This window comes from Paenibacillus sp., from assembly GCF_035645195.1.
Lineage (GTDB): Bacteria > Bacillota > Bacilli > Paenibacillales > YIM-B00363 > Paenibacillus_AE.
In genome coordinates this window covers 180053-200786 of record NZ_DASQNA010000039.1, presented here as the reverse complement: position 1 = coordinate 200786, position 20734 = coordinate 180053, and the positions used below count along the sequence as shown (strand labels likewise).

Below are 20734 nucleotides of genomic sequence, written 5' to 3'. Positions count from 1 at the left end.
GTTATTTCGCCAGCTCCGCGTTCGCCTTCTTCTCAATATTCGCCATCGTCTCGTCGACCGATTGTCCGGAATACCACAACTTATCCGTCTCCTCGGCGATGATGTCGTTGACGATCGCCTGCGTGATCAGCGTGAACGGGTACGGCTTCGCATCGGCGAAGAACGGCGCCATTTCTTTAAAGCCCTCCGGATGCACCTTCTCGTTGTGCCACTTCGCCATGCCTTCTTCCGTGTACAGCGATTTGCGGTTCGGCATCCAGAGGCCTTCGCTGATGAGCTGCGTTTGGTATTCCTCGGAGGAGAGGAATTGGATCAGCTTCCACGCCTCTTCCGGATGCTTCGTATTGTGGGCGGCGGCATGCACGTGCGCTTGACCGTGCGTCATCGGCTCCGCGAACACCGGCAGCGGCGCGACGCCGACCGGGAAGCCCATCGTCGCCAGCTCCTGCAGCGCCCAAGAACCGTCGACGATCATCGCGACCTTGCCCGTCTGCAGCATTTGATTCGCCTTCATGCCGATGCTTTCGAGCGTCTTCGCCGTCGGGGCCGCGCCGTGCTTCACCCGCAGGTCGAGGATGCTCTGCATGACCTCCTTCGCCTCCGGGGTGTTGACGGTCAACGACTTGAAGTCGTCCGCGAAGATCGAGCCGCCGTTCGACAAGATGACCGCCGACGTCATGTAAAAGTTTTCGAGGCCGAACGCGCCGTACTGCTCGACCTTGTCCCCGTTTTTCACCGTCAGCTTGACCGCGGCGTCCCGGAACTGCTCCCACGTCCACGCCTCGCTCGGATCGCTCGGCGGATACGCAAGTTGAGCCTTGTCAAACAAGTCTTTGTTGTAATACAGTACAGGAGATACGGTACAGCTGCTGACGCCGTAGATTTTGCCGTCGATCTCCATGATCTGCGCCGCCGAAGGAATGAAGTCGTCCAGCGACATCTCCTTCTCGAACATGGAGGTCAAGTCGAGGAGCACGTTCCGCTGTTGGAACGAGCGGTATTCAGCCGCGCCGAGGAAAAATACGTCGGGAGCCGCGTTGCCTGCCAGCATCGTCAGCAGCTTCTGCGCGTATTGCGCTCCTCCGGGCGTCGGCTGATACTCGACTTTGATGTTCGGGTTTTGCTGCATGAACATCTCTAAACCTTTCTTAACCGCCGCCGTTTCCAGCGGACTAGCCTCCCAGCCCATGAACTTCAGCGTCACGACCTCTTCGCCGGAACCGTTCGAGCCTCCGGCGCTCCCGCCCGTTCCCGTTGCGCCTCCGCCGCAACCGGCGAGCCATACGGCGGCAGCCAGCAGCACAAGCAATACTTTCATTCGCTTCACAATACGAACCCCTCCTCTAAAATGAAATTCGTAGTCGGATTTCCTGCCTGACCGGGTGACTTTTGCCTCCTTGTAAACGTTTGCAGGTAGAATATACCATGGTCCTCAGGGAATGTAAGTAGTCTCCCAATTACATTAGGTGGACAAAAATGACCAATCGCAGAAAACGGAGGAGGGCGCATGAAGGTTTTGCGTACGGGTGTCGAAAAGCCGGTCGAGTTTTTGTCTTGCGGACAATTTTACTCGGACGTGCCGTGGACGCACGATCGGCGATGCTTGGATTCGTTCGAGGTGATCATCGGCTGCGAGAAATGTTTGTATATTTCGCAGGGGGACGTCAAATACGAGGTTCATCCGGGGGACGTGCTCGTGCTGCTGCCCGGCGTCGTGCACGAAGGGTATCAAGCGTGCGAGGAAGGCGTGTCCTTCTTCTGGTTCCACTTCCTCGCGAACGATTCGTACTCCCTCTTGGACGAGGCGGAAATGCAAAAAGAGCTCGCCACGCTGCTCCAGCCGGAGTCGCAAAAACGGTGCAGCAGCGTCTATTTGCCTTTGTTTTTCGCGCCGAACAGCATCGAGCGGGCGAATATTTTGTTCCAGCAGCTGCAGCATATCGGCATGTCCAATTACTATACCCTGCAGGCCGCTCACTACACGGCGACGCTGCTGCTGATCGAGCTGTCCGACCAGATGATTAATCTGTACAAGTCTTCTCCCGAGACGTCCCAAGGGGATCGGAGCATCGCGGAAATTATCGAATGGGTGCGCATTCACGCGCTGAGAGACATTTCGCTGTCCGACGTGGCGGAGCATTTCAAATACAACAAACACTATTTGTCCCGGTTTTTCAAAAAGAAAACGGGATTGCATCTGCAAGAATATATCAATCTGATGAAGATTTCCAAAGCGAAAGATATGCTCACGAGGACGTCTAAAAGCGTAAAGGAGATTTCGGAGCGCGTCGGGGTTGCGGACGAGAAATACTTTATGCGGATGTTTAAAAAATACGAAAGCATGACGCCGACGGAATATCGGAAGGCGTTCTATAAAATTCATTTAAACAATCATTGACAGTAGGTGGATAAAAGTTACCTTTGGTGGATTTACGAGACATGCGGGGGAGGGTTCCCCCTCCCTGCATGCCCCCTTTATCCCTCGTGTTGCGATCAAGCCTCATTCGCGACGCCTGGCTTTCCGTAACGCTTCGAAGCGTCGTCGAGCACAAGCACCCAATCGTTCCCTTCTTCTCTCCCTCCGGGCGGGGTAAAGCCGACGATCCCCTCGTTATCGAATTCCCCGATCGCCAAACTCTCCCCGTCGCGCGGGTTGTACCACCAGCCCGCCACCCGAGTTCCGGAAATCGCGCCCATCCGAAGCTCGAACGGACGTCCCGTATACATGTAAGCCATAAGGCAGCTATGGCCCCTTGTGACGAGCAGCCGATCGTAACGGTATCCGGGATCGCCGTGAATGACGGTTTGGTCGGGAATCCGTTCTTCGTACGGCCTCGACAGCATCAACCGCTTGAGGTACGCCATCTGCCTGCCGCCCGGGTCGTCGAGCGCCTCCGTCCACGGCTTTGTACAGCCGTAAGCGCCGACGCCGTGCTCCGGTTTGTGCAGCTGCATGATCGCATTGTGGCCGTACGTGTGCCCGCAAGCTCCGGCGAACACCGACCAATACGCGTATCTTCGGCTATCGGCCGCGCCCCACAGCGGTTCGTTCGGATCGTGCAAGCCTTGCGGGATTCCTTCGTAGGACGGCTCCCCGTCCAAGGTCGGCTTCGCCGGCTCCCTCGCATAATCTTCTTGCACGTACCGCCAATTGTCCTCGCCCTTCCAGGTCGCCGGACTTTCGTCGCCCAGCTGGTCGTACCTCCGATGGCCGGATTGGAACATGTTGAAATCGAGCCAGTCCTCATGGTGGAACCAGGTCGACGATTGCGTCCTTCCGAACGGGTGGAACGTCATGAGCTGCCTCGGCGCGGCATCCCGGATCGATTTCGCGAGACTTCGCCACACCTCGGTCTTCGTGCTGCCGTGAATGTCGCCTCCGATCAGCCAAATGACATTCGGTCGATTCCCGTAACGCTCGGCAAGCCATCTCCCATACAGCGCGGCATGCTTCTCGTCCAGCGCCCCATGCTTGACGACGTCCCCCCAAACCGGAACCAGCGCGATGTACAAGCCTTCCTCTTCCGCCATGGCGACGACCTCGTCGGTATAATCCCAGTAGCTTCCTTCGCCGCCCTTGCGCTCCAGATCCGGCGACGCGAAATCCGCGCCGTGAAAGGGCGACCTGCCATATTCGTTCTCCGTCGGCATCCTGTGAATGACCATCACTTGAACGACATTATACCCTTTGGCGCGGCGGTCTTGGAAATACGCGCGCGCCTCCTCCCGCTTGGTCCTCGTTAGAAGAAGCCAAGCCGTGTCCCCCAGCCAGAAGAAGGGCGTGCCGTCTGCGTGGCGTAAAAATCTCCCGTTCGGCGAGACAGTCAATCTCCCTCGGCTCCAAGGCTTCTGAACGCTCATGCGCTCACCTCCCGTTATGATAAATACCTTTTGCTCGGGGCGTGCCCCGAATGTCATTGCGCTGGGGCCGTCTTGGCGCGAAGGCGCAGCGCATAGTACGGCTTGCCCGGCAGTGGAATGCGGCTCGAGCCCCGGAACGTTCCCTCCAGGCGAACGATGGTCATCCCGCGGGTATCGATCCATTCCGCCGTGAAATCGGTTCCATCCGGAAGCTCGACTTGGCGATACGCCGGTCGATGCTGCCCGTAGTAATGGAGGTAATACGAACCCTCCACGCCGATGACGGGCACGTCGCGCACCGGAATCGGCCGCAGGCCGGGCGGAGCGTCCTCCGCTACGGCGCGAAGGAAGCGGATATACTCCTGACTCGTACCGTACAAGCTTCCGCCCTTCGCCCACCAAATCTCGTCTTGGGGATGCACATATGTCTCCCCGTGAGCCGCGTACCCGCCACGCGCGAAGCTCTCCCAGCAGCGGTGCGCCAGCTCCTCCGCCGTCAGATTGCCCCAACGCTGCGGAAGGTTGCCCTCGTAGCCGCATTCGTCCACGATGACGGGCTTGCCGTATTCGCGCAGCCAGAACGATACCATCGTGACGTCCCAATGCTGAATACTGCAGTGGGTAATCTGCGGCTTAGCGTGGTCGTACATCACGACGCTCTCCGGTACGTACATCGTCGTCCCGTTATGAATCGACAGCAATCGCCCGTATGGGTCCTCCTCAGCGGCAAGCCGGATCAATCGGTCCCAATCCTCCAGGCGCTTCTCCTTCATGAAATCGTACTCATTCGCCATCGACCACCAGACGTTGCGGTACGCGCCGAGCCGCGCGATCGCATAGCGCAAATACCGGTCGTCGGCTTCGGGCTCCATCCGATCGAAGCCCCAGCGCCCTTTGTCGTACGGATGGAACAAGATCAGATCCGCCTCGACGCCGAGCGCCAGCAGCGCTTCGATGCAGCGCTCCAGATGGTTCCAGAACGGCTGATGAAACCGGGTGACGTCAAACCCGTCCTCCGGCGAGCCTTCGAACGGGTACAGCTGCGGCTCGTCGGCGTTGAACGGATAATGCTTCGGGAAGACGCACATGCGGATTTTATTGAACGGCGCCTCCGCAAGCGTGCGCAGGGTGGCCTCCCGGAGCGGCTCGGGCTGATGGATCCAAGCGTAGGCCGTCGTCCCGAACGGATAGTACGGCGTGCCGTCCGCGTAGATGAACCGGGAGCCTTCCGCCGTCCGCACGGGACCGCGGTTGCCCGCTGCCGGAGACGTGCAGACGAAAGCGCCGCTATGCCCGTTCAACGCCTCCCGTTCGCTCGACGTCACGTACGTCCATTCCCCGAGCGCATCGGGCATAAATCGGATGACATAGATGCCGTCCCCGGCGTAGAAGCCCCGGACCTTCACTTCCGTTCCATCATGGCGGAATGTCGCGAATACGTCGACGTCCGTGAACGGATTGCCCTCGGCCGGTCCCGCCAGCTTGATTTCGTACCGGTTCCAGCATTCGACGCGTGGATGCGGCGAGGCGTTGTGCAAGCAGAATCCCCCTCCTTATTGCTGCTCCATACAGATAGATTTAGCTCTATTGTAAGGGTGAAATCGAACGGAAAGATAGGTCGATCCCGTCAATATGTAGGTGTAAAAAGACAAAACCTCCGGACATCACGGTCAAGACCCATTTAGCGGACAGTGAAAAAAAGCCGTAGGCTGCCAGCTGACGTCGGTATTCAACGGCGGTTGGCGGTACGTCCAACCCTTGAACATTTGTCCTTTCCTTGCATGAAAAAACACCCCTTAAAATTCATCGGATACACCAGAGGTTTGCTCCAATGACCATTCTAAGGGGTGCACTTCACTGTGCGGTGAGGGCGTTCGGTACGTTCCTCTATTTCGAGGCCGCCGCGGCGACTTGTGCCTGGGTCCGGCTGAACCGTACGCCGGCGACGAACGTCGGAAGCGCCAAGAAGGCGGCCGCGGAGATAAACGCATACGCCAGCGGCACATGGCCCAAGCCGATAACGAACCCGGTCAGCATCGGACCGGCGGTCGCGAACAGATGCCGCGAAAAGAACAGCAAGGACAGCGCCGTCCCCCGGAGTTCCGGAAACCAGTTCACCATCATCGACGTGACGACGGAAAACACGATGCCCAGCGACACGCCGACCAAATACAGGTTCGGGATGATCGCCAATACGGCCGCGGGATCTCGGAAGAGATAGACGAGGGCCGCGAAGGCGCCGGAGCTGGCGCACAGCGCGACAAGGCCAATGTACACGATCTTTTCCCGCTCGATTCGGCTTAACAAGTTCCGGCTGATGTTGCTTCCGGTGAACACACCGAGCGGAATTGTCATGAAAGCATATCCCGTCCACGCGGCGTGAATATGGAAATGGTCCGTAAACAGGAAGCCGAGGCTCGTGTGGAAGCTTTGGATGACGAACGACGTCCCGGCGGCGGACAAGCATAAGTAAACCAGATGCGGGGCGCGAAGCAGCCGGAGCGCGGAACGGAAGGAGAACGAACTGACCTTACGCCCTTCCGGCATCTTCCACAGCAGCACCGCCATCACCCCGGCGACCATCAGGGTCAAAAACAGAAACGAAAAGCGCCAGTTGAGGAATAAGCCCACCGTCGCTCCGAAGGCCGGTCCGACGGCGGCGCCGACGCTGTGGAACATCTGAAACACGGAGATGGATTGATCCCGCTCCAGGCCGCTGAACAAATCCGAAATGATGGCGTTACCGCATACGCCGACCGCCCCGACGCCAAGCGCCTGCAGGACGCGGAACGCGATAATCCAATGAATGCTCTCGGACAGGAAGATGCCGAAGCTGGAAATCGTAAAGATCGATAGCCCCGTCATCAAAATGGTCTTCGGCGGCCAGCGGTCCACTAGCGGTCCGTACACGAGCTGCGCCACCGCCAGCGACAAAGAATACAGCGCCACGGTCAACGACACCTGCAGGGTCGTCGCGGACAGCTCCTCCCGAATCGTCGCGATGCTCGGCAAGAATACGAGCTGCGACAGCGTCGCGATCATGCCGACCGAGCACAGCATATACAGCACAATCCGTTCGCTTCGCATTCGCCCCCGCTTAGTTTCCATGCCGCGCCGAATCCGCGAGCGGCAACCCGGCCTTTCGAACGACTTCCTCTTTCAACTCGACGAGCGATTGGTTCAACCGAGATGCCAGCTCCTCTTGCATCGAGAACCCGCCGCCTTCGGCTCGTTGGATCCATTGGTCGACCGCGTACACCCCGCCTAAAATATGTCTAGCGGACAGCGCCGACAGGACCGGCTTTAGCGCATAATCGATGGCCAGCAGGTGCGCGATGCTTCCGCCGATAAACAGGGGCAGGACGATTTTGCCTTCCAGTCCCTTCTCGGGAATCATGTCGAGGAACGTTTTTAATACACCTGTATACGCGGCTTTATAGACGGGACTTGCGACGATCAACGCGTCGGCCTTCCGGACGAGCTCCGTTTTCTCCCGGATCGCCTCGCTCTGGAAATTGGCGCGTATCAAATCGTCCGCGGGCAGTTCCGAAACGATGATTGTATGAACGGCAAAGCCTTCTCCGGAAAAATACGATTCGCTCGCTTCGACGAGCGCGTTCAGTCGGGAGGTCGGCGATGAACTGCCGGAAACGATGACGATCGAAGGCATGGGCGTCAACTCCTTATAAGAGGTAGTAAAAAGCATGTCATTTTACATTCCACAATCTTCTCAAAAATTGTGCCAACACCCTGCGTGCGATAGTTACACGTCAATTCTAATCGTGATATACTTTTAGTATGTTATATACTCTTACGAGGACGGTGTTTCCACGGATGCTCTTATCGGAATTGCTCCAAAAGCCATTTTTCGCTCCCTCTACAATTCTTGCGGGACACTCGGGGATTCACCGCCCGGTTCAATACGTCAATATTATGGACGTTCCGGATATGATCCGTTATCTAAAAAAGGACGAACTGCTGCTCACCAACGCCTACGTCTTGAAGGACGACCCCGACCTGCTCGTTATGCTCGTTCGCGACATGCACGAGAAAGGCTGCGCCGGACTTATGATCAACTCTCGCCGCTTCATGCCCAAGAAGCCCGAGAAAGTGCTGTCGGAGGCCAATCGGCTGCAGTTTCCGGTAATCGAGCCTCCCCTCGGCATTACGCTCGGCGAAATATCCAACCAAATCGTCGGCTTTATCCTGGAGAAAAAGACGGAAGAGATGAAATACACGCTCGAGAGCCATCAATATTTTTCCGACTTGATTTTGCAGGGGAAGAGTTTACCGGAAATCGTCGACGCCCTCGCCGTCGTGCTGCACCGCCCCGTCATCCTGTTCAATCATATCAGAGAGCCGATCGCGGTCAGCGCGGATTTCCGTTCGCCCCCCTACGGGGAGGTTGTCACCCAGCTCCAAAACGCGCTCCACGCGCTCGCCTTCACGTCCCCGCCGACCCGCCTCAGCCTGCCCTCCCCGCAGGAGCTGCATCCCGAAGGGGCGACAGCCTACCCCATCCAGTCGTATCAATCCGGCGGTTTCCTGGTCGTCTTCGGGCAGACGGAACCCGAGAAAAACTTGAGCCATTTAGCCGTCGAACAGGCAGTCAATGTCATCCGCTTCGAAATGCTGAAAATGCAGGCGGTAAAGGAACGGTCCCGGCGATATAAAAACGAGTTTTTCGCCGACGTCGTCGAAGGCCGGGTCACCTCGGAACAAGAACTGCTGTACCGCGGAGGGCGTTACGGTCTTGCCGAAGGGAAGATGTACCTCTGCGTCGTCGCCAAACTCGACCCACCGCACCGCCCCAAGCGACTTCCGCCCGACCAAGACACGAGCTACACCCATGTCGAGCAGCTGTATGAAATCATAAAGCAAGAGCTCCAGAAGAAGGAGCTCATGAGCATCCGGTTCGTCAAAAACGACGCAATCGTCTTATTCGTATCCGATAACGACGCCTCGCTCGAAGAGCAGCTGAAGCACATCGGCGAAACGGTGTTCGAGCGGCACCAGATCGCGTTGTCGTTCGGCGTCGGCAAACCGGTGGACCAGCTGACCGACATTCCGTTGACCTACAGCGAAGCGATGGAGGCGCTCGAATTCGGCTACAGCTGCAATAAAGGGCGGTTCGTACAATCGTACAACAAGCGCGAGCTGATCGATCTGTTCCGGTTAATTCGAATGAAAGACCTTCACGCCTATTACAGAGACACGTTGCAGCCGTTCGCCCATTTGGAAGAAAAGGAGCGCGGCGACCTGCTGCAGACGCTCAAGGCGTACTACAGCCAAAACTGCCATATCGGCAACACGGCCGCCCGCCTGTACGTCCATCGCAACACCGTCATTTACCGGCTGGAGAAATGCGCTCAGCTGCTCGGACGCGACCTTCATGCCGCCGACGAAATTTTGCGGTTCCGTATCGCATTCTTAATCGAACCGCTCTTACAGCCGTGACGATTGCGCCGGCATCGAAGCGATTTTTTTGCGCACGTACCATACATCCCGTTTGTTCCACAGATACCCGCCCGATTTCAACCGGCGCAAACATTTGGCGACCGCGGACCGGGAGGACGACGCCTCGCCCTCCAACCCCAACACTTCCCGAATCAACTCGTTCGTCGTAAATTGACGTCGTTCCCCCGCGTATTTCAGTATGTCGTCGGTTAACTTCAATACGACTCTCCTGCCCTCGACGAATAAGGAATATAAATCGATTAATTATTTGAATTTCGTGCAGTATTTACCATTTGCGGGTAAGGGGTCGCCTTCCCGGCCCCGCGCGCCCCGAATCCGACGCCGTCAGTTCGACGATACCGCGGCAAACCGATTGACGGGCCTCGGCAAGCCCAAATGCTCGCGAAGCGTACTTCCCGTATATTCGGTGCGGAACAACCCCCGGCGCTGCAGCTCCGGAATGACATGCTGGATGAAGTCTTCCAATCCGCCCGGGAAATAAGGCGGCATGATATTGAACCCATCGCACGCTCTCGTAACGAACCACTTTTCCAACTGGTCAGCGATTTGCAGCGGGGTCCCGACGACCGTCAGGTCCCCGCGCCCAGCGGCCGTCCGATGGATCAGCTGCCGAATCGTTAAATTTTCGCGCCGCGCCAAATCGACGTACACTTTGTAGATCGTTTGCTGATTGTTGACCTCGCTGGCGTCCGGGAGCTCCGGCAGCGGGCCGTCCAGCGGATACTGGGACATATCTCGTCCGAGCAGCGTCGACAGCCGCCGCAATCCGTTTTGCAAGCTGGACAACTCGTTTAACCGCCACTCCTTCTCTTTGGCTTCTTCCTCCGTTTCCCCGATGATGACGGCGATCCCGGGCAATATTTTCAATTGTCCCGGCGACCTTCCCGCGGCGACGAGCCTCGTTTGCATATCCTGATAAAATTGCCGCGCCTCGCCGATCTCCGTTTGCATCGTATAAATGACCTCCGCATATTTCGCGGCGAACGCCCTGCCGTCCTCGGACGACCCCGCCTGTACGAGCACGGGATGTCCTTGAGGCACTCTCGGAATCGTCAAAGGACCCTTGACTTTGAACCATTTGCCGACGTGGTTAATTTCGCGAATTCTCGCAGCGTCCGTCATGACGCCGGCCGCTTTGTCGTACACTAACGCTCCGTCCTCCCAGCTGTCCCACAGCGCCGTCGTCACATCCAAAAATTCGCCCGCCCGCTCGTACCGCTCCGTATGCTCCATATGCGCGTCTCGATTGAAATTAAGCGCCGCCGCGGCATGCCCCGTCGTGACGATGTTCCAGCCGACTCTGCCTTTGCTGATATGATCGAGCGAAGCGAAATACCTGGCCAAATTGTACGGCTCCGTATACGTCGTCGACACGGTGCCGATGAGCCCGATATGCTTGGTGACGCCGGCCAACGAGGACATGAGCGTCAGGGGTTCGAAAAAGTTGACGTACCCTTTGCCGCCCGCCAATCCGTCCGCAAAGAAGATGGAATCGAATTTCGCACGCTCCGCCATTTGGGCCAATCGATGATAGTATCTAATATCGGACAACTGCGTCGGGTCGACGCCTTTGTACCGCCATGCGGCCTCATGGTGGCCTAAACCGAACATGAAGCAATTGAGATGCATTTGTCTCATCGGTTCCGCCATCGTTTTCACACCCTTCTTTATGATTGAATGTTCGCTCTTGCCCGAGTGCTTTGGAGCGGAAAGCCGTTCTGCCTACTTACTGCTTGAGCTTTATTTCTTCCGCGTAGAACATTTGGTCCACCCGAGGCGTATAATCGAGACGATCGTTCACGCCGTACATATCCGTGTGACGGTAGTTGTAAATATAGGGTAATTCCTCCGCGACGATCCGCTGGATTTCCTTGTACTGTTCCGCACGCTCCTCCGGATTCATGTTGACCAACGCCTTCTCCATCAGCTCGTCGACGCGCGGGTTGCTGTAACCGAATCCTTTGGGGTTATAGGTCGAGTGGAAGTGCTCCATCGCGAGCGATGCGTCGAACATCAAGTTGTTCCAACCGACCAACAGCAGCTCTTTGTTTTTCCCGCTGTTGCGCACATCCGCGTACGACGTGCCTTCGTGCAGCTCAAGTTTGACCTTGATGCCGACGGCTTCCAGCATGCCGGTAATCATCTGAGCCATCTCGTTGTTCGAATAAATGCTCGTTCCCGCGGAGGAGCCGAACGTAATTTCCAAGTCGTTGTTGTATCCCGCTTCCTGCAGCAACTGCTTCGCGCGCTCCGGGTCATAGCGGGACGTGTTATACAGCGCCTCTTCGAATCCGAGCACGCCTGGAATGACGCGCGTTCGGGATTGTACGCCGATGCCGCCCGTGAACTTATCGATTAGCGCCTGCTTATCGATTGCATAGTCGATCGCTTCCCGCACCCGCGGATCGGACGTTTTGAATTCGGGATTTTGATTGACCATAATCATCGACATCACGGTCGTTGCCGCTTCGACGACGGACGTGCCCTCCTTATTCTCGATACGGTCCCAATCGACGACCGGAACGGAGGAGGCGATATCGATGCCGCCCGTCAGAAGCTCCGCAATGCGCGTCGAATGCTCCGGAATCGTCCGGAAGATGACGGAATCCCACTCGGTCACGTCTCCCGCAAAGTAGTTGTCGTACTTTTTCAGAATGACGCGATCGTCTTTCACCCATTCGACGAATTCGTACGGTCCGCTGCCGATCGGCTGCTGAAGGTACGCTTCCCAGCCGTTCTCTTCGATGTACTTTTTCGGATAAATGCCGGCGCCTTCCCGAGCAAGCCTATAAGGAAGCACGGGGTCTGGCTGATGGGTAATGACTTCGAAGCGGTAATCGTCGATCACTTTCACTTCTTTAATCGTTTTGTAATGCGAATGCTGCTGAAGCGTGTTGTCCTTCGCTACCCGCTCCAAGGAAAACTTAACGTCCTCCGCCGTCATCGGGTCGCCGTTGTGGAACGTCACGTTCGACTTCAAGGTGAACGCCCACGTAACGTCGTCGACGTTCTCGTACGATTCCGCGAGGTGCGGCTGCAGCTTCGCTTCGTTGTCTCTTCGGAGCAAATAATCCTGGACGTTGACCATGATCGTCTCCGTCGAGACCGACGTTGAATTGTGCGTATCCGGGGTGTTCATGTCGAACGTGAGGCCGATCGTCAGCACCTTCTCCGCCGTTTCGGACGCCGCGGGACTTCCCGTGCCGGACGCACCTCCCTCCGGCACCGTTTCGGCGGTAGAACCGCCATCCGTGCCGCATGCGGACAACACGACGATGACGAGCGACAGCAACCAAGAACCTAACCTGAGCTTTCGTCTCTTTGTCTTCAGCACTTTCCCCATCTCCTCTTCTCGTTTGGCTTAGTCATATTAAGGCAGCGGATAATGGCACGCCGCCAGATGCCCCGACATTTGCTCCCCCTGCAGGGGAGGTTCCTCGACTTTGCAGCGCTCCTGCGCGAAAGGACAACGCGTATGGAATTTGCAGCCCGCGGGCGGGTTGGTGGGACTGGGGATGTCCCCTTCCAGGATGATCCGCCGCCGTTCTTGCCGCAGCGAAGGATCCGGAATCGGGATGGAGGACAGAAGCCCTGCCGTGTACGGATGCCGCGGGGACCGAAACAATGTTTCTTTGGCCCCGATCTCCACGATCTTCCCTAGGTACATGACCGCGATGCGGTCGCTGATATGTTTCACCGCCGGCAGGCCGTGTCCGATAAAGATGTACGTAAGATCGAATTCCTTCTGCAGGTCGGACAGCAGGTTCAAGATTTGGGATTGAATCGACACATCCAAGGCGGATACGGCCTCGTCGCAAACGATCAGCTTCGGCTGCAAGGCGAGCGCGCGGGCGATGCCGATCCGCTGGCGCTGCCCTCCGCTGAATTCATGCGGATACCGGCCGACGAACGTACGGCTCAAGCCGACGATCTCCATCAATTCTGCGACGCGGGCGTTCAGGCGACCGCCCTCCATCAAGTCGTGGGACCGCAGCGGTTCGGCAATAATTTCTCCCACCCGCAACCGCGGGTTTAAGGAGGAGAAGGGATCTTGGAAAATCATTTGAAAATCTCTCCGCTTCTCGCGCAGCCGGGCCGGGGGAAGCTTGCGTATATCTTCGCCCTCGAACCGAATTTCGCCGTCCGTCGCTTCGATCAGCCGCAGCACGACGTTGCCCGTGGTCGATTTCCCGCAGCCGGATTCGCCGACGATGCCGAACGTTTCCCCTCTGAACACTTGGAAGCTGACGTCGTCCACGGCCCTCAAGATTTTTCGCTTCTTGGCGACCCAGCCCTTGGTAACATCGAAATGCTTTTTGAGGCCTTTAACCTCCAACAGCGGCTCGCTTCTCGGCAAAACGCTCATCTAACGTCACCTCCCCGTGTTCATGCAGCCAGCACCGCACCCTCGAGCCCGACGGCAGCTCGAAAATCGGGGGCTCCTGCGACTCGCATTTCCCCAAAGCGTATGGGCACCGCGGATGAAACCGGCAGCCGGGCGGCATGTTGGAAGGAGCGGGCACCGCGCCGGGAATCGAGGTCAGCGAATCCTTCGTTTCGTGAATTTTCGGCGTGCTGTTCATCAAGCCGAGCGTATACGGATGGCTGGGCGAGCGAAACAAATCGAACACGTCCCCTTCCTCGACGACTTGCCCCGCGTACATGACGAGCACCCGATCCGCCATTTCGGCGATGACGCCCAAATCGTGAGTAATGATCATGATCGAGGTGTTCAGATCCTGCTTTAACTCGAGCATCAGCCGGAGAATCTGCGCCTGGATCGTGACGTCCAAAGCCGTCGTCGGTTCGTCCGCGATCAGCAGCTTCGGGTTGCAGGACAGCGCGATGGCGATCATGACGCGCTGCCTCATGCCTCCGCTCAATTCGTGCGGATAAGCGTTGTACACTTCCTCCGGACGGGCGATGCCTACTTTGCTTAGCATTTCGATGCTTCGCTGTTTCGCCGTTTTTTTGTCGACCGCTTGGTGCAAAGACACATTTTCGTAAATTTGGTACCCGACCGTAAGCAGCGGATTCAGCGAAGTGAGAGGCTCCTGGAAAATCATTGAAATCGCGTCGCCTTGGATGCTCTGGAGCTCCCGCTTGGACAGCTTCGTTAAATCTTTGCCCTCGAACCAAATTTCGCCCCCCGCGATTTTTCCCGGAGCATCTACCAGCCCCATGACGGAAAACGATGTGACACTTTTGCCGCATCCGGATTCGCCGACGACGCCGAGCACTTCGCCGTGATTGATCTTGAAGGACACACCGTCGACGGAACGAACGACCCCGTTCCCCGTGTAAAAATACGTTTTTAACTCGCGCACATCGAGCAGCGTTTCCTGCACCGACATCCCGCATCCCTCCTCGCTTGCCTCGTCAGCGAACTTATGACCGGCGGCTTTGCGCCCGCGGGTCGAATACATCGCGCAGCCAATCCCCCAAGAAAATGATCCCTAACACCGTGATCGTTATGGCGATGCCGGGAAACGCCGCGATCCACCAGCTTGTGGCGATGTGATCTCTCCCCTCGCTCAGCATGTATCCCCACGATACGGTCGGCGGCTGAATGCCGAGGCCCAAATAACTGATTCCCGCTTCGATGAGGATGTTCGTCCCGACGGTCAACGTCGAGATGACGATGCAGATCGATGAGATGTTCGGAAGAATATGCTTCAACATGATCGTTCGGTCTTTCGTGCCGATCGATCTCGCGGCCCGGATGTAGTCCCGCTGCGTGAGGCTTAACACTTCGCCTCGGATGAGGCGCGTGTAATTCGTCCATTCGGTCAGCCCGAGCACGAGAATCAATGTCGTGATACTGGTGCCGAACACTCCGATCACGACGAGCAGGAGCAGGATGCCGGGGATCGCCAGCTTCGCGTCGACGATGCGCATGACGATCGTGTCGAACCATCGGCCGCCGTAAAACCCGCACACGACGCCGAGCGCAATCCCAATGAACCCGGCGATCACGACCGACACCCCGCTGACCAACAATGAAACCTGGGAACCGTAGATGACGCGGCTCAACACGTCCCGCCCCAAATTGTCCGTGCCCAAAATATGCGCCGTGGTGCCTCCTTCGAGCCAAACCGGCGGCGCCAGCGTGTTGCGGGCGTTCATCAGCGTCGGATCGTGCGGCGCGAGCAACGGGGCGAACACGGCCGTCAAGCAAGCGAGAATGACGACGACGAAACCGACGGTTCCGGTTTTGCTTTGCCAAAGCAGCTTCGCCCATTTCGCGATCGGATTCGCCTTCCGACCGATTTCGAATTGCTTGCCCCCTATCAATTGCTCCATTCCAATGTCAACGGACATCGCCCACCCACCCCGTCATTCGTATTTAATGCGCGGATCGATCCACCGATAGGTCAGATCCGCCAAGAAATTCATCAAAATGATCGCTACTGCGCTGACGAAGACGGCCGCCTGCACGACCGACATATCCCGCACGTTCAAAGATTTCACTAACAACTGCCCCATGCCCGGCCAAGCGAAGATCGTTTCGGCAATGATGGAACCGCCGACGATGCCCGAAACTTGCATAGCGATTATCGTAATGACTGGGATCAAGCAATTGCGGAACGCGTGCCGGTATACGACGATCGTCTCTGACACCCCTTTGCTTTTGGCCGTGCGGATGTAGTCTTGGCTCAACACGTCCAGCATGCTGGAGCGGATCAGGCGCGTAATTTCCGCGGTCGCGCCGCTCCCGAGCGTAATCGCCGGCAAAACGAGATGCTTCCACGTGCCGTGGCCCGACACCGGGAACAGAGGCATCATGACGGAGAACAGCAGAATCAGCATAATCGCCAGCCAAAAGTTCGGAAGCGCCCTGCCTAGGACGGATACGCCGGTAATGATTAGATCGACGAACGTGTTTTTTTTGACCGCCGACATGATGCCGAGCGGGATGGAGATCAATATGGCGAAGAATACCGATACTGCGCCAAGCAGGAGCGTAAGAGGGAGTCGTTCGAGCACCAAAGACAGCGCATCCTGCTGGTAGACGTACGACGTTCCGAAATCGCCCTGCAGCAGATTCATCATATAAATGCCGTACTGAACGTAGAAGGGACGGTTGAGCCCCAGCGCTTCCCTCAGCTCCGCGATTTGCTGCGGCGTTGCCGACTCCGCGAGCATGAGCGAGACGGGGTCTCCGGTCATGTACATCAACACGAAGATCAGGGTAGAAATAATAAATAAAACAGGAATGACTTGCAGCAAGTACTTCAAGGCGTATTGCTTCATGGCACCACCTCCGGCACGGTTTTCTCTGCTCCGTTGTTTCCGACGCCCGCCCGTTTCGGCGGGTGCGTTATGTTTAATAACATCCTAGCAAAGCAAAAATGATGTGTCATTGTACACATCATCTAAACTTTTGCATGTTTTTCGGTTATAGTAACTATTTTCTCTTAGTTCTATGTCATGTTACCTTCCAACGAATATACGTAAATACGATCTGCTTTTGACAATATTCCACCGTCCACCCCCCGAATTGTCCTTGTAAGCGATTTGAAACCGACGGGCTTTGTAAAAAACAACTAAAACGGGCATGTATCGATTTCCATTTTTGGATTCTCCTCTAGCGCGCTCGGGGGATTTATTTGCGCAACAAAAAATCGCTCTTCCCGTAGGGGAAGAGCGATTTTTGCCGAGATCGATTACTTTACCAGCTGCCCGCGCGTGACGCCGAGCTGGTTCGTCGCCTTCAGCGAACGCCATACCTGCGTGCCGTTCACTTCGCCGCGGAGCGCTTTGTCGTACAGCTTCAACACTTCTACGACCTTGTCCGCCGATTCCTCGAGGAATTCGATGCGGTACGACGACACGCCGAGGTCGAGGAAGTGATCGAGATACTCCGCGCCCGACTGCTCGATCGCGTTGTACACCGTGTTGCGGCATCCTTCGTCGACGCGGACCGGATGCGACATGCCGATCCGGTCGCGCAGGCTGACGCGGTGCTCCTCGCACGGCCGGCCGCAATTCGTGAAGTCCGTTCCTTCGCTGAGGAACGTGCAGTAGACGCAATGCTCCGTATGGAACATCGGCAAATGCTGATGCAGCACGATTTCGAGCCGGCTCGTGTCCGATTTGCGCAGCAGGTCGATCATTTGCTGAATGTTCAGGTCGTACGACGGCGTCACGCGCGACAGCGCCGCGTCGTGCAGGAACAAATTCACCGCCTTATGGTTGGCGATGTTCAGCGAGAAGTCCCCGATCAGCTCGGGATGCTCGACGCCCGGGTTTTGCGCGAAATGCCGCGCGAACCAATACACCGCGCCCGTGTTGCGGACGAGCACCGCGTCCGGCTTCAGCCGCAGAATGTTTTGGAAATAGCCCGTCTCGCCCGGCATATGGATGCGCGGCGTCGCGAGGGCGATTTTTTTGCCCGCCGCGCGCACCGCCTCGACCGCCGCCGGGAACTGCTTGATGAACTCGAAGTCCGCGTAGATGAACTCCACGTCCGTGCGCGTCGCCGCCGCCTCGACCTGCTCGAGGGTGCGGCACAGCGCCGTGAGGCGCGGCTGCGCGGGGCGCGGCGCCGGCGTCAGCGCGTCGGCGTCGACCTCGATCTCGCGCTTGATATACGCCGGCGGCCGGCGGCGCTCCGCTTCGAGCAGCTCGACCGCCCGGCGGCGCATCCGGTTCAGCTCGCTCATCGGCACGATGACCGGACCCGTCAGCTGCGCGTCGAGCGAGCCGAGCTCGAACAGCGTGCCGCCGAGGCGGCCGAGCTGGTCGCGCAGCACGTTCTCGTCGAGCGGCCGCTTCTCGGCTACCGCGAGCGGCAGCTCGGAGGAGACGGTGACCGTCGCGCCCTTCGTCTCGTCCGTCCAGATCGTTACGAGCGGCTGGCCTGCCTCGCCGAACACGCTGACGGACACTGGGAACGTGCGATACGGCTTGTCCGTCTCGTACGTTTGCCGGAGCCGCTTGTCCAGCGCCGGATCACTCGTCCGCCAAATGCGGTCGCCGACGCGCACACGCTTCAGGTCGACGTCGTTGCGCCCCATGACGATCTCGACGAGTCCGCCCGGCACTTCGCCCTCGACCTTCGCGCCGCGCTGCTTCAGGTCGTACACGCGGCCGCCCTCCTCGTTCTTCGTCGGGTCGCCCGCGTCGAACACGATGCCGTCGCCGCGCTTCAGCGGCGCCTCCAGCTCGCACATGACGCCTTCGCGCGTCACTTCCTTCACGCGGCCGAGGAACACGCCGCGGCTCTTCGGGAACGTGCCTTCCACGAGCTGCTTGTTGTTCGTGCCCTTCAGGAAGCCGTGCGTGAAGCCGCGAGAGAAGCTCTGCTGCAGCTCGAGCAGCTCCTCCTTCGACGGCGCCGGATCCACGCCTTCGAAATATTTATCGATCGCCGCCCGGTACTTGCTAACGACGTTCGCGACGTATTCGGGGCTCTTGAGACGCCCTTCGATTTTGAACGAACGAACGCCCGCCTCGATCAGCTCGGGGACGAGCTCGAGCGCGGCGAGGTCCTTCGGGGACAGCAGGTACGCGATGTCGCCCATCGGGCGATGCTCCCCGTCGACCATCATGTCGTACGGCAGACGGCACGCCTGCGCGCACTCGCCGCGGTTGGCGGACCGGCCGCCCCACATTTCCGACGTCAGGCACTGTCCCGAGTACGACACGCAAAGCGCGCCGTGCACGAATACCTCCATCGGCAGCTTCGCTTGCTCGCCGATCGTTCGGATCTGCTTCAGGTTGTTCTCCCGCCCAAGGACGACGACTTCGAGACCGTAAGGCTTCGTGAACTCGACCGCCTCCGGCGACGTGATCGTCATTTGCGTCGAGCCGTGAATCGGGAAATCCGGGCTGATCTCGCGGATCATTTTCACAAGCCCTAAGTCCTGCACGATGAGCGCGTCGACGCCCGCGTCGATGCATTTCTCGACGAACGCCTTCGCCTCATGCAGCTCTTCCTCGAACACGAGAATGTTAAACGTGACATACCCCTTCACGCCGTAAGCGTGCAGGAACGACATAATGTCCGGCAGTTCTTCCGTATGAAAATTTTGCGCGCGCGCCCGGGCGTTGAACTTCTCCAAGCCGAAAAACACGGCGTCCGCGCCGTTCGCGACCGCCGCCCGCATGGCATCCCAATGGCCCGCCGGCGCCAACAATTCGATATCTTCTTTACGCAATGCGCGATTCATTCAGGTCCTCCTTGATTCGGCCTTGTCCTTATGATATCAATGTCCATCCCGCGACACAACGCGAGGGGAACGTCGTATTTCTTTAGTTTCTCCGCAATGACGTTAGTGGTATAATTTATGATGGTGTACAACCATTTTTCGGAGGTGCAGTCTTTTGAAATTAGGCGTATTTACGGTGTTATTCGCCCAGAAGCCGTTCGAAGAAGCGCTCGACTATATCGCGGCCAGCGGTCTCGGCGCCGTCGAAATCGGTGCCGGCGGCTACCCGGGCAAAGCGCATTGCAATCCGGACGAGCTTCTTGCGGACGCAGGAAAACTGAAAGCGTTTAAACAGGCAGTGGAATCCCGCGGCCTGATCATCAGCGCGCTGAGCGTGCACGGCAATCCGCTGCATCCGCAGAAAGCGATCGCGAAAGAGTTCCACGACGATTTGACGAAGGCGATCGAACTCGCGCAGCGGCTCGAAGTGCCGGTCGTCAATACGTTCTCCGGCTGCCCGGGCGACCACGAGGACGCGAAGTATCCGAACTGGCCGGTCGCGCCGTGGCCGAACGATTATCAGGACATCCTGAAGTGGCAGTGGGAAGAGAAGCTGATCCCGTATTGGAAAGAGATCAACAGCCTGGCGACGTCCAGCAACGTGAAGATCGGCCTCGAGCTGCACGGCGGTTTCTCGGTACATACGCCGGCGACGATGCTGCGCCTCCGCGAAGCGACGGGCGAAGCGATCGGCGCGAACCTCGATCCGTCCCACCTGTGGTGGCAGGGCATCGATCCGGTGCAGGCGATCCGTTACCTCGGCCAAGCCGGCGCGATCCATCACTTCCACGCGAAAGACACGTCGCTCGAGCAGAGCAACGTCAACAAGCACGGCGTCACCGACATGCAGTCGTACACGCAAATGTTCGACCGCGCCTGGCAGTTCCGCACGGTCGGCTTCGGTCACAGCATGAAGGAATGGGCGGACATTATTTCCGCGCTCCGTCTCGTCGGCTACGATTACGTCGTATCCATCGAGCACGAAGACGGCTTGATGTCGATCGAGGAAGGCTTCACCAAAGCGGTCGCGAACCTGCAGCAGGTGCTCATCCGCGAGCCGCTCGGCGAAATGTGGTGGGTATAATCCGCAATCCGCACGCTCCCGACCTTGCGTCGGGGGCGTTTTTTTTATGAAAAAAGAACGGCCTCGTTCAGCCGTTCTCCGTTCTATTCATGCGTTT

Annotated in this window: 16 protein-coding genes; 3 read left to right on the top strand and 13 right to left on the bottom strand. The window is 57.9% G+C overall.

The window, feature by feature from the left end; translation table 11 throughout:
• Position 1: 1 nt before the first annotated feature.
• Positions 2-1318, bottom strand: a complete 1317-nt coding sequence (locus VE009_RS21435; protein ID WP_325011469.1) for a sugar ABC transporter substrate-binding protein — start codon at positions 1316-1318, stop codon at positions 2-4.
• Between the two features lie 189 nt (positions 1319-1507).
• On the opposite strand from VE009_RS21435, the gene VE009_RS21430 reads away from it, so the two are divergent.
• The gene (locus tag VE009_RS21430; protein ID WP_325011227.1) at positions 1508-2398 is read left to right on the top strand and encodes an AraC family transcriptional regulator; all 891 of its coding nucleotides are present in this window, start codon (positions 1508-1510) and stop codon (positions 2396-2398) included.
• Positions 2399-2493: 95 nt separating this feature from the next.
• Here VE009_RS21430 and VE009_RS21425 read toward each other — a convergent pair whose 3' ends face one another.
• From VE009_RS21425 to ssuE, 4 genes are all read right to left on the bottom strand, one after another.
• The gene (locus VE009_RS21425) at positions 2494-3861 is read right to left on the bottom strand and encodes a glycoside hydrolase family 140 protein (protein ID WP_325011224.1); all 1368 of its coding nucleotides are present in this window, start codon (positions 3859-3861) and stop codon (positions 2494-2496) included.
• A 53-nt stretch (positions 3862-3914) separates the two neighbouring features.
• Positions 3915-5399: a DUF5060 domain-containing protein gene (locus tag VE009_RS21420; protein ID WP_325011222.1), complete on the bottom strand. Its 1485-nt coding sequence runs from the start codon at positions 5397-5399 to the stop codon at positions 3915-3917.
• Positions 5400-5748: 349 nt separating this feature from the next.
• Positions 5749-6969 (bottom strand): MFS transporter, encoded by a 1221-nt coding sequence (locus VE009_RS21415; protein ID WP_325011221.1) that lies wholly within the window; start codon positions 6967-6969, stop codon positions 5749-5751.
• Positions 6959-7531, bottom strand: coding sequence for an NADPH-dependent FMN reductase (gene ssuE / locus VE009_RS21410; RefSeq protein WP_325011220.1), 573 nt, complete (start codon positions 7529-7531; stop codon positions 6959-6961). Before ssuE ends, VE009_RS21415 begins: the two co-directional genes overlap by 11 nt.
• A 128-nt stretch (positions 7532-7659) precedes the next feature.
• Here ssuE and VE009_RS21405 point away from each other — a divergent pair, with 128 nt between their 5' ends.
• Positions 7660-9318 carry a PucR family transcriptional regulator gene (locus VE009_RS21405; protein WP_325011218.1) on the top strand — a complete coding sequence of 553 codons (1659 nt, stop codon included), beginning with the start codon at positions 7660-7662 and terminating at the stop codon, positions 9316-9318.
• Here the strand turns inward: VE009_RS21405 and VE009_RS21400 are convergent.
• The 8 genes from VE009_RS21400 to VE009_RS21365 all read right to left on the bottom strand — a co-directional run bounded on the left by VE009_RS21400 (position 9307) and on the right by VE009_RS21365 (position 19514).
• Positions 9307-9537 carry a hypothetical protein gene (locus VE009_RS21400; RefSeq protein ID WP_325011216.1) on the bottom strand — a complete coding sequence of 77 codons (231 nt, stop codon included), beginning with the start codon at positions 9535-9537 and terminating at the stop codon, positions 9307-9309. The two genes, VE009_RS21405 and VE009_RS21400, sit on opposite strands and share 12 nt — an antisense overlap.
• Before the next feature lie 126 nt (positions 9538-9663).
• Positions 9664-10989: an LLM class flavin-dependent oxidoreductase gene (locus tag VE009_RS21395; protein WP_325011214.1), complete on the bottom strand. Its 1326-nt coding sequence runs from the start codon at positions 10987-10989 to the stop codon at positions 9664-9666.
• A gap of 76 nt (positions 10990-11065) precedes the next feature.
• Positions 11066-12673 carry an ABC transporter substrate-binding protein gene (locus tag VE009_RS21390; RefSeq protein ID WP_325011212.1) on the bottom strand — a complete coding sequence of 536 codons (1608 nt, stop codon included), beginning with the start codon at positions 12671-12673 and terminating at the stop codon, positions 11066-11068.
• A 36-nt stretch (positions 12674-12709) separates the two neighbouring features.
• Positions 12710-13705 carry an oligopeptide/dipeptide ABC transporter ATP-binding protein gene (locus tag VE009_RS21385; RefSeq protein ID WP_325011210.1) on the bottom strand — a complete coding sequence of 332 codons (996 nt, stop codon included), beginning with the start codon at positions 13703-13705 and terminating at the stop codon, positions 12710-12712.
• Positions 13665-14693, bottom strand: coding sequence for an ABC transporter ATP-binding protein (locus tag VE009_RS21380; protein ID WP_325011209.1), 1029 nt, complete (start codon positions 14691-14693; stop codon positions 13665-13667). The genes VE009_RS21385 and VE009_RS21380 overlap by 41 nt, the downstream gene beginning before the upstream one ends.
• 34 nt (positions 14694-14727) lie before the next feature.
• Positions 14728-15660: an ABC transporter permease gene (locus VE009_RS21375; protein WP_325011207.1), complete on the bottom strand. Its 933-nt coding sequence runs from the start codon at positions 15658-15660 to the stop codon at positions 14728-14730.
• A gap of 15 nt (positions 15661-15675) precedes the next feature.
• Positions 15676-16593 carry an ABC transporter permease gene (locus VE009_RS21370; protein WP_325011205.1) on the bottom strand — a complete coding sequence of 306 codons (918 nt, stop codon included), beginning with the start codon at positions 16591-16593 and terminating at the stop codon, positions 15676-15678.
• 413 nt (positions 16594-17006) lie between these two features.
• Positions 17007-19514, bottom strand: a complete 2508-nt coding sequence (locus VE009_RS21365; protein ID WP_325011203.1) for a DUF3656 domain-containing U32 family peptidase — start codon at positions 19512-19514, stop codon at positions 17007-17009.
• 154 nt (positions 19515-19668) lie between these two features.
• Between VE009_RS21365 and VE009_RS21360 the strand changes: the two genes are divergently transcribed.
• The gene (locus VE009_RS21360; protein ID WP_325011200.1) at positions 19669-20637 is read left to right on the top strand and encodes a sugar phosphate isomerase/epimerase; all 969 of its coding nucleotides are present in this window, start codon (positions 19669-19671) and stop codon (positions 20635-20637) included.
• Positions 20638-20734: the final 97 nt, after the last annotated feature.

What these genes read in the sequence shown, in the direction of transcription:
- VE009_RS21415 (WP_325011221.1), bottom strand. Translation starts at nt 6,969, where the DNA reads ATGGAAACTAAGCGGGGGCGAATGCGAAGCGAACGGATTGTGCTGTAT.
- VE009_RS21370 (WP_325011205.1), bottom strand. Translation starts at nt 16,593, where the DNA reads ATGAAGCAATACGCCTTGAAGTACTTGCTGCAAGTCATTCCTGTTTTA.
- VE009_RS21385 (WP_325011210.1), bottom strand. Translation starts at nt 13,705, where the DNA reads ATGAGCGTTTTGCCGAGAAGCGAGCCGCTGTTGGAGGTTAAAGGCCTC.
- VE009_RS21435 (WP_325011469.1), bottom strand. Translation starts at nt 1,318, where the DNA reads ATGAAAGTATTGCTTGTGCTGCTGGCTGCCGCCGTATGGCTCGCCGGT.
- ssuE (WP_325011220.1), bottom strand. Translation starts at nt 7,531, where the DNA reads ATGCCTTCGATCGTCATCGTTTCCGGCAGTTCATCGCCGACCTCCCGA.
- VE009_RS21395 (WP_325011214.1), bottom strand. Translation starts at nt 10,989, where the DNA reads ATGGCGGAACCGATGAGACAAATGCATCTCAATTGCTTCATGTTCGGT.
- VE009_RS21365 (WP_325011203.1), bottom strand. Translation starts at nt 19,514, where the DNA reads ATGAATCGCGCATTGCGTAAAGAAGATATCGAATTGTTGGCGCCGGCG.
- VE009_RS21375 (WP_325011207.1), bottom strand. Translation starts at nt 15,660, where the DNA reads ATGTCCGTTGACATTGGAATGGAGCAATTGATAGGGGGCAAGCAATTC.
- VE009_RS21430 (WP_325011227.1), top strand. Translation starts at nt 1,508, where the DNA reads ATGAAGGTTTTGCGTACGGGTGTCGAAAAGCCGGTCGAGTTTTTGTCT.
- VE009_RS21425 (WP_325011224.1), bottom strand. Translation starts at nt 3,861, where the DNA reads ATGAGCGTTCAGAAGCCTTGGAGCCGAGGGAGATTGACTGTCTCGCCG.
- VE009_RS21380 (WP_325011209.1), bottom strand. Translation starts at nt 14,693, where the DNA reads ATGTCGGTGCAGGAAACGCTGCTCGATGTGCGCGAGTTAAAAACGTAT.
- VE009_RS21405 (WP_325011218.1), top strand. Translation starts at nt 7,660, where the DNA reads ATGTTATATACTCTTACGAGGACGGTGTTTCCACGGATGCTCTTATCG.